Below are 12,943 nucleotides of genomic sequence, written 5' to 3'. Positions count from 1 at the left end.
CATAAGTTTTTGAAATATTTTTGAAAAACAAGCTATACGCATTTTGCATAGCCGCTTTGCAATCGGCATTGGATTGTTCGCGACCCCTGCGATACCGATGAAGTAACAATACAGTAACGGGAGGACGAATAATGAAACATTTTGCGAGTACGCTCGCTGTTGCCACTCTGACGGCAACCCTGAGCACGGCCGCGATGGCCGAGGTGACCATCAAGGTCGCCTATGACGCTGATCCGGTTTCGCTGGATCCGCATGAGCAGCTTTCCGGCGGCACGCTGCAGCTGTCGCACATGGTATTTGATCCGCTGGTCCGTTGGACCAAGGATCTGCAGTTCGCTCCGCGGCTGGCAGAAAGCTGGGAGCAGATTGATGAAACCACAATGCGGTTCAAGCTGCGCGACGGTGTCACGTTCCACAGCGGCAACCCGCTGACCTCGGCAGATGTTGACTGGACGTTTGATCGTCTGAAGTCCAGCCCTGATTTCAAGGGTATCTTCGCGTCTTTCACTGACGTCGAAGTCATCGACGAGCTGACTTTCGACCTGAAGACCTCCGAGCCGTATCCGCTGGTCCTGCACACGGCGACCTACATCTTCCCGATGGACAGCCAGTTTTACTCCGGCACCACCGAGGATGGCAAAGAAAAGGCTGAGCTGGTCAAGCACGGCGACAGCTTTGCATCGCGCAACCTGTCCGGCACCGGCCCCTTCACGGTCACCGAGCGTGAACAGGGCGTGAAAGTCGTCTTTGATCGCTTTGATGGCTACTGGGACACCGCTTCCGAAGGCAACGTCGACAAGATTATCCTGACGCCGATCAAGGAAGACCCGACACGTGTCGCAGCCCTGCTGTCTGGTGACGTTGATTTTATCGCACCGGTTCCGCCGACTGATCTGAAGCGTGTCGAAGAACACGAAGGCACCACCCTGATCACCGAACCCGGCACCCGTATCATCACGTTCCAACTGAACCAGAACCGTGTTGAAGCGTTCAAAGACGCACGTGTTCGCAAGGCGATCGACTATGCGGTGAACAACGCCGGCATCGTGGATCGCATTATGCGCGGCTTTGGCACCGTTGGCGCCCAGGCAAGCCCGGCCGGCTATCTCGGCTATGACGAGAGCCTGACCCCGCGCTTTGACGTTGAAAAAGCCAAGGCTCTGATGGCCGAAGCTGGTTACGCCGATGGTTTCTCGGTCACCATGATGGCGCCGAACAACCGCTATGTGAACGACGATAAAATCGCTCAGGCCGTTGCTTCGATGCTGGCAAAGATCAACATCAAAGTTGACCTGCAGACCATGCCCAAAGCGCAGTACTGGCCGACATTTGACGAACGCGCTGCCGACATGATGATGATCGGCTGGCACTCCGACACCGAAGACTCCGCGAACTTCCACCAGTTCCTGACGCATTGCCCGGACGAAGCCACCGGCAACGGTCAGTACAATTCCGGCAACTACTGCAACCCGGAAGCCGATGCTCTGATGGCTGAAGCCAATGCGACAACCGATCAGGCGAAACGTGGCGAACTGCTGCGCAAGCTGGAAGGCATCCTTTATGAAGACGCGGCCTTCATTCCGCTGCACTGGCAGAACCTGGCCTGGGGTGCTCGTGATGGTGTCCACGCTGAGAAGATCGTGAACGCTCTGAACTTCCCCTACTTCGGCGATCTGAAAGTAGACTGATAACTCTTAGGCCGGGGCGGCGTCGCTGCCCCGGCCGATTTGCCACCAATTCCCAGATTTTCACCACTTCTTTATGGGCATGTCCCTGCCGCCCGTCGGGCGTCAATGGCGTTGTGCCCATCAACAAGTGACTGATACAAGGTAACTCCAACATGCTCGCCTACCTCGTGAAACGCGTGTTTCAGGCTATCGCGGTGATGTTTGCCATCTCGCTGATCGGCTTTGCCATCCAGGACAATCTCGGCGACCCCCTGCGCGAACTGGTTGGTCAGTCCGTTTCGGAAGAGGTCCGCCAGCAACTGCGCGACGAACTGGGTCTGAACGACAGTTTCGTGACACAGTACATCCGATTTCTTGGAAATGCCCTTCAGGGCGACCTCGGCACCAGCTATTTCTTCAAAGAACCCGCGCTCGACGTGATCCTGAAGAAGCTGCCCGCCACTTTGGAACTGGTTATGGGTGCAACCCTGATCATCGTCGGCCTCTCCGTACCCTTGGGCGTTTATACAGCGATCAAACCGAATGCGTTCTTCAGCCGCTTGATCATGGGAGTCTCGATTGTCGGTATCTCGATCCCGGTTTTCCTGACCGCAATCCTGATGATTTTTGTCTTCTCGGTGGAACTCGGATGGTTCCCATCTTACGGGCGGGGCGATGTGGTGCATGTCTTTGGCTATTGGGAAACTAATTTTGCGACCGCAGATGGCTGGGTGCACATCCTGCTGCCTTCGGTCGCGCTGGCATCGATCATGCTGCCGCTGTTCGTACGCCTGATCCGGGCTGAGATGATGGAAGTGCTGCAAAGCGAATACGTGAAATATGCCCGAGCCAAGGGCATCCGCCCCGGACGCATCTATTTTGTGCATGCGCTGAAGAATACCTTGTTGCCGGTGATCACCGTTGGTGGTGTGCAGATCGGAACTATGGTCGCCTACACTATTCTGACGGAGACCGTCTTCCAGTGGCCAGGCATGGGGTTCATGTTCCTTGAGGCGGTGAACCGCGTCGATACCCCGTTGATCGTGGCATATCTCATCATTGTGGGCTTCATCTTTGTGGTGACCAACACAATCGTCGACCTGATCTATGGGCTCGTCAATCCAACAGTCAATATTGCGAGGATGGGCGCATGAGTAGCCTTAGTACAAACCAAACCACCCCGTCGCGGTTTAGTCGCCTGTGGAACTCCAACATGGGCTACAGCTTCCGGCGCAACCCCGTGGCTATGGTGTCCTTTGCGGTGTTCATGGTCATCACCCTCGCCTCGATCCTGGCACCGGTGCTGGCACCGTTTGATCCCTATGATCCGGCCCAGATCGACATTATGAACAGCGAATACCCGCCAGCCTGGATTGACGGAGCCGACCCCCAGTTCGTGTTTGGCACCGATGATCAGGGACGGGATCTGTGGTCGACGATCCTCTACGGCACCCGCCTGTCCCTGCTGATCGGTCTTTGCGCCGTCGCCTTGCAAGCCTTCCTCGGGATCTCAATCGGGTTGGTGGCCGGCTATGTCGGTGGGCGGCTCGACAGCCTTCTGATGCGCTTTGCCGATATCCAGCTGTCTTTCTCGACGTTGATGGTCGCTATCATCTTCCTCGCGGTGACACAGGCGATGTTTGGCAGCGAGACCTTCAACCAATATGCGATCTACTTCCTGATCGCAGTGATCGGCGTCGCCGAATGGCCGCAATATGCCCGAACGGTACGCGCCACTGTTCTTGCTGAGAAAAAGAAGGAATATATCGACAGCGCCCGCGTGCTGGGCTTCGGCCCGATGCGGATTATGGTGCGGCATATTCTGCCGAACTCGCTGTCGCCGATCTTTGTGATTTCGACGGTGCAGGTGGCGAATGCGATTATTTCCGAGGCGTCACTCAGCTTCCTGGGTCTTGGGATGCCCCCCAGTCAGCCCTCGCTCGGATCGCTGATCTCCTCCGGTTTTGATTATATCTTCTCCGGCAGCTGGTGGATCACCGCCATCCCCGGTGTGGTTCTCGTTGTCCTCGTTCTTGTCATCAACCTCTTGGGTGACTGGATGCGTGACGTGCTGAACCCGAAACTCTACAAAGGATAATAGCGATGTCGTTGCTTTCCGTTCGCGACCTCACGGTCAAATTTGCGATGCGTGATCACACCGTCACCGCATTGAACCAGATTTCCTTCGACCTTGGAAAAGGAGAGCGTCTGGGCATCGTAGGTGAATCCGGGGCCGGTAAATCCATCACCGGTTTCTCTCTGATGAACCTTCTCAGCCGGCCCGGATATATCGACAGTGGTGAGATCCTTTTTGGTGGCAAGGATATCGTCAAACTGTCCGACGCCGAGATGCGTACGATCCGTGGCAATCGCATGGCGATGATCTTTCAGGATCCGATGGTCACTCTGAACCCGGTCCTGACGATCGGCCAGCAAATGGTCGAAACGCTCAAGGCGCACCGCTCGCTCAGCCAGTCTGAAGCGGAACAGATCGCTATTCTGAAGTTGCGGGAGGTCTATATCCCCTCGCCCGAAGAACGGCTGAACCAATATCCCCACGAGCTGTCCGGCGGCATGCGGCAACGGATCATCATCGCGATGGCGCTGCTTCTGGATCCGGAGCTGATCATCGCAGATGAACCGACAACTGCGCTGGATGTGACAATTCAGGCGGACATCATGGAGTTGCTGCTCGAACTCTGCCAGTCCAACAAGGTTGGCCTGATCCTGATCACTCATGATCTTGGCGTGGTCAGTCAGATGACCGAGCGCACCCTCGTCATGTACGCCGGTCGTCTGATCGAGGCAGGTCCGACGCGCGAGATTATCAACGACCCGCAACACCCCTATACCCAAGGGCTGATCAACGCGTTGCCGCAACAGACCCTGCCCGGCCAACGACTGAAACAGATCCCGGGCAACATGCCGGGGCTGACATCCATCCCCCCCGGCTGTCCCTTCAGCCCTCGCTGCGAATATGCTGTCGACCACTGCCGCAAGGTGTTGCCGGAAACAGTAAGCTATCGCCAGGTTGAGGTCGCCTGCCACGAAGTCTCCCGCCTGCAGAATACCAGCCTTGAGGAGGCAAGCGTATGACAACCCAGATACAAGACAGCAAACCTTTGCTTGAGCTGAAGAATCTTGAGAAACGCTTTGAATTGGATCGCGGGTTTCTAGAAACCATCAAGCTGCGCGGTGGTCGCATCACCCGTGAGAAACGCGCGGTGCATGCGGTCAACAATGTCTCGCTCACCGCCGACCGTGGCGAAGCGCTGTGTATTGTTGGTGAATCCGGCTGCGGAAAATCTACTGTAGCGCGGCTGGTTGCCGGGCTGCTGACGCCCAGCGGCGGCGAAATCCACTATGATGGTGAACGGATCGACGATCGCTCCCGCGGGGAAATGATGCCCCTGCGCAAGAAGATGCAAATGATCTTTCAGAATCCCTATGCCTCCCTGAACCCGCGCATGACCATCCAGCAGGCGTTGGAAGAACCCGTTCGCCACCACAATCCGTCGCTGTCGCGTGGCGAAGTGCGTGATAAAGTGTCGGAGGTCATGCGGTCTGTTGGTGTGGATCCGAGCTGGTCCAGCCGCTATCCGCATGAATTCTCGGGTGGCCAGCGCCAGCGGATCGCAATCGCCCGGGCATTGACTGTCGACCCCGAGTTCATCATCGCGGATGAACCGATTTCGGCACTGGATGTCTCGATCCAGGCACAGGTTCTGAACCTGATGCTGGAAGCCAAGGACCAGCGGGGACTGACCTATTTCTTCATCACCCACGACCTCAGCGTGGTGGAGCATTTCGGGACGCGCGTTGCGGTGCTCTATCTTGGTACGCTGTGTGAGTTGGCCGATACCCGGACATTGTTTGAAAACCCCAAACACCCCTATACCAAGGCGCTGTTGTCCGCGGTGCCACAGCTCAAGGATGAAGGGCCAAGTCACATCCGGCTGCAGGGCGAAATCCCGACACCCATCAACTTGCCTCAAGGTTGCCCCTTTCAAACGCGCTGCGCATTTGCGAATGCTAGATGTCGCGAGTCGCGTCCGCGTCCACTACGGCAAGCAGATGGCAGCACCGTTGCCTGCCACGCGGTCGAAGAGAACCGGCTCGACGGCTAAACACCGGGACCCCCGGCCCACTGGATGACCCCAGAACGGACCTAGGCAAGTTGGATATAATCTGGCTCAGAGACTTTGAAGCGCTGACAACGCACAAGAATTTTTCGCGTGCTGCAGAAGAGCGGAATGTCAGCCAACCCGCATTCTCCAGGCGTATCCGCGCCCTGGAGGATGAGGTTGGTGTGAAGCTGATCAATCGACAGACCTTCCCGCTGTCGCTGACGCCTGCGGGGGATGTGTTTCTATCGCAGGCCAAAATCATCCTACGCACCTACTCCGAGACGCTGGAACGCTGCCAAACGATTGATGCTGCCGGGGAAAATGTCATCCGCTTTGCGTCATCTCAGTCGCTTTACATGACCCATTTCCGGGACCATATCGAACCGTTGATGGAGGCCGGCGGGTTGGATGTCGATCTCAACTCCACCAGTTGGGCGGCAGATCAATTCGTCACTGCCTTGCAGCAGCGCTATTGCGACGTGATCCTGACCTACTGGCATCCCGCAATGGATTTCCTGTCGCCGCTGGAGGTCAGCAAATGCGATTACTTGACGCTATCAGAGGATGAATTCATCCCGGTGTCAAAAACGGATGCAGGTGGACACCCGCTTTTCCACCTCGGCCGCGATACCAAACGACAGATTCCGCTGCTGTCCTATGGCAGCGCATCCGCGCTGAGATCGGTTCTGGATCACACCTTGCGCCAGCAAATCTCGCCTCCAAATCTGCTGGTTGTAAACCAGAACTCTCTCGCGAACTCGGTCAAGGCGATGATCCTGGAGGGGTTCGGCCTCGGCTGGCTGCCGCGCAAGCTGTGCGAGGATGAATTGAGCGATGGGCGTCTGGCGCTTGCCGGCGGAGAGTCGTTTGTCACGCCAATTTCGGTTCGTCTGTACCGCGAGACCGAGAATACCAAACCCACATTGAATAGCCTTTGGCGCAAGATGGGCAACAGTGCAGCGATCGTCGGCTGACAACAACAACGCGCGGACTGTTATCTGACTGTTACGGGTCGGCCTCATGCTAGGAATGTTTTGAACCCCTCGCAATCCAGGGCAGGCAAAAAGGCGCTCGCCATGACGTTTCTCTCCTAACCGGCGGAATACAGCCCAACTCATCCATTGCGGGTGTTTCTGTTTTGACTTCTCGCAAAGAGGGCATAAAAGTTGTCTCGCGCGCGTCAGCCAGGGGTGGTGGCGCGCCATCTAATAGAGGCGCAGGCATTCGATGCGCCCTATGGCATTTGAAGGGGTAACCATGGATATCAGTCAACTCAAGACCTTTGTCACAGTGGCAAGGGAAGGCAGTATCACGCGCGCGTCCGAGCTGTTGTTTCGCAGTCAACCGGCCGTCAGCGCCCATATCAAAACGATGGAAGACACGCTGGGCCTGACACTATTCCAGCGTACACCGCGCGGGATGAGTGTCACCACCGACGGACAGCGGCTTCTGGTAGAGGCTAGGCAGCTGCTTGATAATCATCAGAAATTTCTGGAAGAGGCCTCCCGGTTGCGTGGGCGTTTGGCCGGCCAGCTGCGAGTTGGCGCCGGGCGCAACCTGGGGTCGACCGAGGTGAGCCGCCTGCTCGCTGATCTTTCAAAGAACTTTCCAGATCTCGAAGTTGCCCTGCAACATGGCACATCTTCAAGTGTGTTGGACGATATCCGCAATGGTCGCCTGGATGCAGGTTTCTTTATCGACCCTGACGAAGCCCAGAATGACCTTGAAACCCTCGAAATATCGCGTTTCAGCGTCTACCTTGCGGCCGCTCCTGATCTGGTCCCGCCGGGTCCGGACCTTGACTGGGACAAGCTGGAGGCTATGCCTTGGATCTACCCCACTTATAGTTCGTGTTGTGGACGCATCGCGGAGCGCCTGTTTAAGGAAAACCGCATTCAACCCGCCCGGATCATCAATGTCGATGATGAGACTATTACACGCGCCTTGATCGCAAGCGGTGCTGGCATCGGTCTGGTTCACGTCAGCAGCGCAGGAACCGAACCCCCGAGTGGAGAGATCGCTCTGCTGCGAGAAGTCCGCAAATCGACACGCGTTCTCTTCGCTCATCTCGCCAACCGCACTCAAGACCCCATCATCAGCGCCGTTCGCGATCTGCTGGATACAGATAGGATGGCCATCTCGGCCTGACCAGCTCTATTGCCAGCCAAATGGTTTCACCCGTTGAGCCAGCATCACAAATAGAAGCCACCTTATTTCATCAAAATACTATATTGATGAAACCATAATGAGACGTAAGGTTTCATTATATGTAGCAGCGCGATTCTATATCAGCCGAAAATGTTAGATGCTAACTTCCCAGACAGGAGAACCTCAGTGGACCGCAAACTCTATAGCCTTTGTGGCGAAGATCGTAAACGTCACTATTCGCCACATGTCTGGAAAGTCATCATGGCTTTAGAGCACAAGAATTTGAAATATAATCTTGTCCCTGTTTCATTTGGCGACATCACTGCTATTGAGGATGGTCGCTTTACCAGTGTGCCCGTCTTGCGTGATGGAGAAACGGTGCTGGGAGAAAGTTTTGATATCGCTCGGTATCTGGATGAAACCTATACCGATACTCCCAATCTTTTTGATGGCAAGGGAGCGATCGCTTTGACCTGTTTTGTCGAAAGCTACTGCAAAACGGTCCTTCATCCCAGCCTTGCCACGATTGCTGTCATGGATATGCACAACCTGATGTCGCCCGATGACCAAGCCTATTTCCGCGCTGCCCGTGAGCGCAGGTTTGGCATGCCACTGGAAGCCATGGCCGAAGGCGCCGACGGCGAACGCGCAGCGCTGCCAGAGAAACTAGCGCCTGTCCGTGACTTGCTCGGAACGCAGGATTGGTTGTCAGGCACAACGCCTGCCTACGCCGACTACACGCTCTTTGGAACACTGCAATGGTGTAACGTCTGCACATCTAACCCGTTGCTCGAGCGTGATGATATCGTTGGCAGCTGGTTTGAGCGCTGTCTCGACCTCTTCGACGGGATTGGTCGCGACCCGACCCGGTCCAGCTGAGACCGAAACCGGCTGTCGGCTTCCTCTCATCGACGACCGTCACCGCTATAATACTGCCTGCACGTCGGGAAGCTCGCCCGGCGTGCGAGATATGGCGCGCAGCTACAGCCTGTTTCCAGACCGTGGGATGGAGGCGGGCTGCTTCGGTTTTTATGCACCACCTTACTGGTCAGGCCTGTCTGGAAGATTTCCGCCTGTAAGTGATCGAGCCTCAGCTATAACCGCGTGAGCTGAGCGACCAGTTTCCTGCTTTTCATGCCATTATTCGAGTTATGGACTGTTCCTCACCATAGCTGAGGAACAGCATCAGTTTTTTCGAATTGTTCGGCGAAGCCATTGCCGCTTCGATGATGTCAGTGAAATGAGATTCGGCGAGCGCATATGAAGTAGAGTTGCCGCGATAAAAGGCAAATATCAAAGTCACATATAAATTATAGTTCGAGTAGATGCTCAAATACCTATTTGAGCAAATGGATGAAATTTGGTCATTGCAAAATTAGCATCGACACATAGCGGAAAAGATACGCAATGGATCTCCAAATCGAAAACAGCATTAACGATGATTATATTCCGCAATCTGAAACCTTTGGTTGGGTTAAACAGATCCATACGCTTGGCCCTACCGGAACGAATTGTGAGCGAGCAGCTATTTCCTGGGCATTACGTCGGTGTCACGGCGCGTCGGTGAAATTGCACCGGACGATGGAACAGGCCGCTGAGAGTGTAGCCTGCCAGGACGGAGCTGTATTGGTCGGGGTTGTCGCCTACCCCCATCTCCACTCCATCATCTACGCACACATCCAGAAAATGAAATTGCTGGATGTATTTATCATGAATACCGACAACATGGTTCTCGCCTCCCGCACCGGGGCTGAGCCAATGACCTGCGCCACCCATCCTGCGCCCGAAAAACTGCTCCCGGCCACGGTTGAGCGACGCTTTGTCTCCAGCAATGTCATCGCGGCACGCGACTGCGCGGCGGGCAATGTCGACGGCTGCATCACCACGCTTTGCGCGGCCGAGAAATTCGGCCTTTCCATCCTGCGGAAATTCGGCCCCGTCCCGATGGGCTTTACAATCCACGGACCGCTGGAAAAGCGGGCCTGCCAGGATTGCACCCAACACGCCTGAACCCTCGCTACATCGAACCCCAATAGGAGAGACCCCATGTCCAACAAAGCCTTCGAAACACCCGTAGAAATTCGTTACCGCGATACCGACTCGATGGGTCACGTCAGCAGCCCCGTCTATTATGACTACATGCAGTCGGCATATCTGGAATACATGCACGACCTCCTAGAGCTGCCCAAATCCGAAAAGCTGCCGCATATCATGGTCAAGACATCCTGCGATTACATCTCGCAGGCGCTCTACGGTGACAATCTGGTGGTCTGCAGCCGTGTGGTCAGCTTCGGCGGCAAGAGCTTTGAGATGGAGCATGTGATGCACATTGATGATGCAGATCGTCGCGTGGTCGCCAATGCCAAGTCTGTTCATGTCATGTTCGATTACGACAAGCAGGCCACCTACCCCGTGCCGGATGCCTTCAAAGAAGCTGTTGCTGCGTTTCAGGAAAGCGCCTGACCCCCTGTATTGAGGACGATGATATGAATTTGGAATGGACAGCCGAACAGCAGCAGACCCGAACTGCCTTTGCCGCGATCGGCAAAATGGCCGACCGGGACGAACTGCACCTTGGCCGCCGTGCGTTTGACCAGCGGACCTGGGATCGGCTGACCGCCGCAGGTCTGTGGCGGATGATCGTACCACGCGAATATGGTGGCGATGGCCGGGACTGGTGGGGCTTCACCGCTGCGTTGGAGGGGCTTGCCGCCACTCTGCGCACCCCTGGCATGTTGCTTTCGGTGATCGCCCAGGCAGGCATGGTGCGGGCGCTCGATCTTTACGGCAGCGACAGCCAGAAGCGCGAATATCTGGGCCGTATCCTCAATGGAGAGCTGAGCGCTACCGCGATTGCTGATCCGGATACTGGCACCGATGTACGTGCGACTTCCTCCTTGCTGACCCCCGGCCCGAATGAGACATTCCGTCTGAGCGGGGCAAAATACAATATCGCACATGCGCCGGTCGCAAGTTTCATTCTTGTGGTCTGCAAGCTGAGTGATCACGGCCGTGAAGGTATCTCATTGGTCCTGCTGGATGCCGACAGCCCCGGCCTCAAAATTGGCGCACAGGATCGCAAGCTTGGCAATCTGGACCTGCCGACCGGTCAGATGACTTTTGACGATGTTCCGCTGCACTACGGCCATCTTCTGGGAGAACCGGGAGCCGGGCTTCGCAATCTGGTCAATATCGTCTCGATGGGGCGCCTCTACTACGGGTTGGTGGCGGCCTGGCTCATCGAACCAATGCTTGCCGAAGCCTTTGATTTCTCTAAGAAACGCAAGACCTTCGACGTGCCGATTATCGAACATCAATACATCCAGAAGAAGCTGACGGATATCCGTATCGGCACGGAAAGTGCAAAATGGGTGTCCTACGCCGCCCTGCACCAGCTGCTGAGCGGTGCGCCTGAGGCCGCGATGACCTGCTCGATCTCGAAACTGGTCGGTGCAGATACGATCGTGGAAGGCGCAATGGAGTTGATGAAGCTCTATGGCAGCAAAGGCTACCACGAGGGCCAGGTGACCACATTCCTGCGGGACGCACTGGCATTTTGCAGCGTTGGCGGCACCGAGGAAATGCACCGTCGCAACATATTTGGCCAGATGACGCGGCTGCATGCAAAAGCCCGGAAAGTCGCAGAGTCTACGACGTCGAAAACTCTAGAGCCCGCATAGCTGCGGGTGACTATTCAATGCACACTACTTGGAGAGAGATGATGCCCTCATCCACCTGCGCGACCGGCCTGCGCGTGTTCCCGTCTGCCGCCCTCGCCCTGGTCCTGATGTCTCTACCAGCCGTAGCGGTTGATAAACCGCAGGAGCAGGCCGTAAACCGCGTCGTCAATACCATTGATTGGGGCGCGGCCAATACCGCGCAAGCGGATGCAAGCAAGAGCGACCAGCGATTGATCGCCGCATTTATCGACACCGCTCCTGCCGGACTGGACGATGTGACCTTGCCCGTCCTTATCCTCGGTACCGATGCAAAGGTTGAACTGCCCGCGTTTCGCGGCCAGGAAAATGCCTATAGCGCCTACTATCGGCTGGATGGCGCCCAGCTCAGTGTGATGGGCGCTCGTACACTTCTGACAGAGGTTCCGGGCCTGTCATTCAAACATGAGGCCCGTAAATATGAGTCCACCGGCGACGGTGCAGATCATATGTTCAGCCGATTTGGCGGTTTCTATACCTTGCGGATCACCTGTGATGCCCCAACCGAAGATGTGCGCTGTATTGAACCCGGTTATCTCGCCGAACTGGCGCAGACCGTCACTGTTGTGAAGGGGGCGGTACAATGATGCTTCGCGCAAATAGGCTGGCGGCTACCGCCTTCGCCATTGCAATGCTTGCCGCCGTTTCACAGGCACAGGCGGACGATCGGTTCAAGGCGCCGGGCGACCTGATCAAGGATACCGGGGTTGGCCTGTCAATTGGTGCCGTTCTTTATCCAGAGATGCGTTTCCCGCTGGAGGATGGCCCGGCCTATGCCAACTCCCATGTCTACGCACCCGGTGGTTTCAAGGGCAACGGCGGAAGCCAGTGCGACACTGTCAACTACAGCTATCCCTGGCGCGACAATTTCTGTGAACTGCGCCGGTCAAATCTGCCGGTCTGTGCGTCAGGCGGTCATCAGGGCCAGGACATTCGTCCTGCCAGCTGTCAGGCCGACACCCATTGGGCTGTTGCGGTTGAAGATGGTGTGATCGCCCATGTCGGGCGGTTTGCCCTGACCCTGCAAACCCCATCCGGCACTCTCTATCGCTATGTCCACATAAATATGGACGATCTTGCCGTGGCCCCGCTGGACAAAGTTTCCAAAGGAGATCGCCTTGGAAAAGTGTCGAATGCCTGGATTTCGGATTTGCCCATCCACCTGCATTTCGACGTCAAGGACACCGTAAAGATCGGCGATGAAACGCGTTCAGTCTTTGTCCCCCCTTACAGCAGTCTGGTGACCTCGTATCGCCAGCTGACAGACTGATCTGCCTGGCGGAAG

13 protein-coding genes are annotated in these 12,943 nt (G+C 56.2%); all 13 read left to right on the top strand.

The genetic code is table 11. From position 1 onward, the window contains the following. Nucleotides 1-131: 131 nt before the first annotated feature. Nucleotides 132-1,688, top strand: coding sequence for an ABC transporter substrate-binding protein (locus tag VWZ85_RS00310; protein ID WP_416537983.1), 1,557 nt, complete (start codon nt 132-134; stop codon nt 1,686-1,688). 152 nt (nt 1,689-1,840) lie between these two features. Continuing rightward, the gene (locus VWZ85_RS00305) at nt 1,841-2,821 is read left to right on the top strand and encodes an ABC transporter permease (protein WP_340547639.1); all 981 of its coding nucleotides are present in this window, start codon (nt 1,841-1,843) and stop codon (nt 2,819-2,821) included. Further along, nucleotides 2,818-3,765, top strand: a complete 948-nt coding sequence (locus VWZ85_RS00300) for an ABC transporter permease (protein ID WP_260102074.1) — start codon at nt 2,818-2,820, stop codon at nt 3,763-3,765. The genes VWZ85_RS00305 and VWZ85_RS00300 overlap by 4 nt, the downstream gene beginning before the upstream one ends. A gap of 5 nt (nt 3,766-3,770) precedes the next feature. After that, complete coding sequence (locus VWZ85_RS00295; RefSeq protein WP_260102075.1) at nt 3,771-4,763, top strand: ABC transporter ATP-binding protein; 993 nt, start codon at nt 3,771-3,773, stop codon at nt 4,761-4,763. Then, nucleotides 4,760-5,794: an ABC transporter ATP-binding protein gene (locus VWZ85_RS00290; protein WP_416544982.1), complete on the top strand. Its 1,035-nt coding sequence runs from the start codon at nt 4,760-4,762 to the stop codon at nt 5,792-5,794. The genes VWZ85_RS00295 and VWZ85_RS00290 overlap by 4 nt, the downstream gene beginning before the upstream one ends. A 50-nt stretch (nt 5,795-5,844) precedes the next feature. After that, a complete protein-coding gene (locus VWZ85_RS00285) occupies nt 5,845-6,768 on the top strand; it encodes a LysR family transcriptional regulator (protein ID WP_340547636.1) in 924 nt (307 codons plus the stop codon). Between the two features lie 283 nt (nt 6,769-7,051). Beyond that, a complete protein-coding gene (locus tag VWZ85_RS00280) occupies nt 7,052-7,942 on the top strand; it encodes a LysR family transcriptional regulator (protein WP_416544980.1) in 891 nt (296 codons plus the stop codon). A 186-nt stretch (nt 7,943-8,128) separates the two neighbouring features. Continuing rightward, complete coding sequence (locus VWZ85_RS00275) at nt 8,129-8,821, top strand: glutathione S-transferase family protein (protein WP_416535441.1); 693 nt, start codon at nt 8,129-8,131, stop codon at nt 8,819-8,821. Between the two features lie 528 nt (nt 8,822-9,349). Beyond that, nucleotides 9,350-9,952 (top strand): prephenate dehydratase, encoded by a 603-nt coding sequence (locus tag VWZ85_RS00270; RefSeq protein ID WP_416586312.1) that lies wholly within the window; start codon nt 9,350-9,352, stop codon nt 9,950-9,952. A 36-nt stretch (nt 9,953-9,988) separates the two neighbouring features. Then, the gene (locus tag VWZ85_RS00265) at nt 9,989-10,405 is read left to right on the top strand and encodes an acyl-CoA thioesterase (RefSeq protein WP_416586310.1); all 417 of its coding nucleotides are present in this window, start codon (nt 9,989-9,991) and stop codon (nt 10,403-10,405) included. Nucleotides 10,406-10,428: 23 nt separating this feature from the next. Then, nucleotides 10,429-11,622: an acyl-CoA dehydrogenase family protein gene (locus VWZ85_RS00260; RefSeq protein ID WP_416537978.1), complete on the top strand. Its 1,194-nt coding sequence runs from the start codon at nt 10,429-10,431 to the stop codon at nt 11,620-11,622. Nucleotides 11,623-11,663: 41 nt separating this feature from the next. Continuing rightward, nucleotides 11,664-12,245, top strand: a complete 582-nt coding sequence (locus tag VWZ85_RS00255; protein ID WP_416595390.1) for a hypothetical protein — start codon at nt 11,664-11,666, stop codon at nt 12,243-12,245. Next, on the top strand, nt 12,242-12,928 hold the full coding sequence (locus tag VWZ85_RS00250; protein WP_416586304.1) for a M23 family metallopeptidase: 687 nt from the start codon (nt 12,242-12,244) through the stop codon (nt 12,926-12,928). The genes VWZ85_RS00255 and VWZ85_RS00250 overlap by 4 nt, the downstream gene beginning before the upstream one ends. Nucleotides 12,929-12,943 lie beyond the last annotated feature (15 nt).

Source organism: Phaeobacter sp. JH20_29 (assembly GCF_048056175.1).
Lineage (GTDB): Bacteria > Pseudomonadota > Alphaproteobacteria > Rhodobacterales > Rhodobacteraceae > Phaeobacter > Phaeobacter bryozoorum.
Note: the sequence above shows the minus strand (reverse complement) of the source record. Positions and strands in the feature narration are given on the sequence as shown.

Excerpts from the sequence above, each read along its gene's own strand:
- VWZ85_RS00310 (WP_416537983.1), top strand. The coding sequence starts at position 132 with ATGAAACATTTTGCGAGTACGCTCGCTGTTGCCACTCTGACGGCAACC.
- VWZ85_RS00305 (WP_340547639.1), top strand. The coding sequence starts at position 1,841 with ATGCTCGCCTACCTCGTGAAACGCGTGTTTCAGGCTATCGCGGTGATG.
- VWZ85_RS00300 (WP_260102074.1), top strand. The coding sequence starts at position 2,818 with ATGAGTAGCCTTAGTACAAACCAAACCACCCCGTCGCGGTTTAGTCGC.
- VWZ85_RS00295 (WP_260102075.1), top strand. The coding sequence starts at position 3,771 with ATGTCGTTGCTTTCCGTTCGCGACCTCACGGTCAAATTTGCGATGCGT.
- VWZ85_RS00290 (WP_416544982.1), top strand. The coding sequence starts at position 4,760 with ATGACAACCCAGATACAAGACAGCAAACCTTTGCTTGAGCTGAAGAAT.
- VWZ85_RS00280 (WP_416544980.1), top strand. The coding sequence starts at position 7,052 with ATGGATATCAGTCAACTCAAGACCTTTGTCACAGTGGCAAGGGAAGGC.
- VWZ85_RS00270 (WP_416586312.1), top strand. The coding sequence starts at position 9,350 with ATGGATCTCCAAATCGAAAACAGCATTAACGATGATTATATTCCGCAA.
- VWZ85_RS00265 (WP_416586310.1), top strand. The coding sequence starts at position 9,989 with ATGTCCAACAAAGCCTTCGAAACACCCGTAGAAATTCGTTACCGCGAT.
- VWZ85_RS00260 (WP_416537978.1), top strand. The coding sequence starts at position 10,429 with ATGAATTTGGAATGGACAGCCGAACAGCAGCAGACCCGAACTGCCTTT.
- VWZ85_RS00255 (WP_416595390.1), top strand. The coding sequence starts at position 11,664 with ATGCCCTCATCCACCTGCGCGACCGGCCTGCGCGTGTTCCCGTCTGCC.
- VWZ85_RS00250 (WP_416586304.1), top strand. The coding sequence starts at position 12,242 with ATGATGCTTCGCGCAAATAGGCTGGCGGCTACCGCCTTCGCCATTGCA.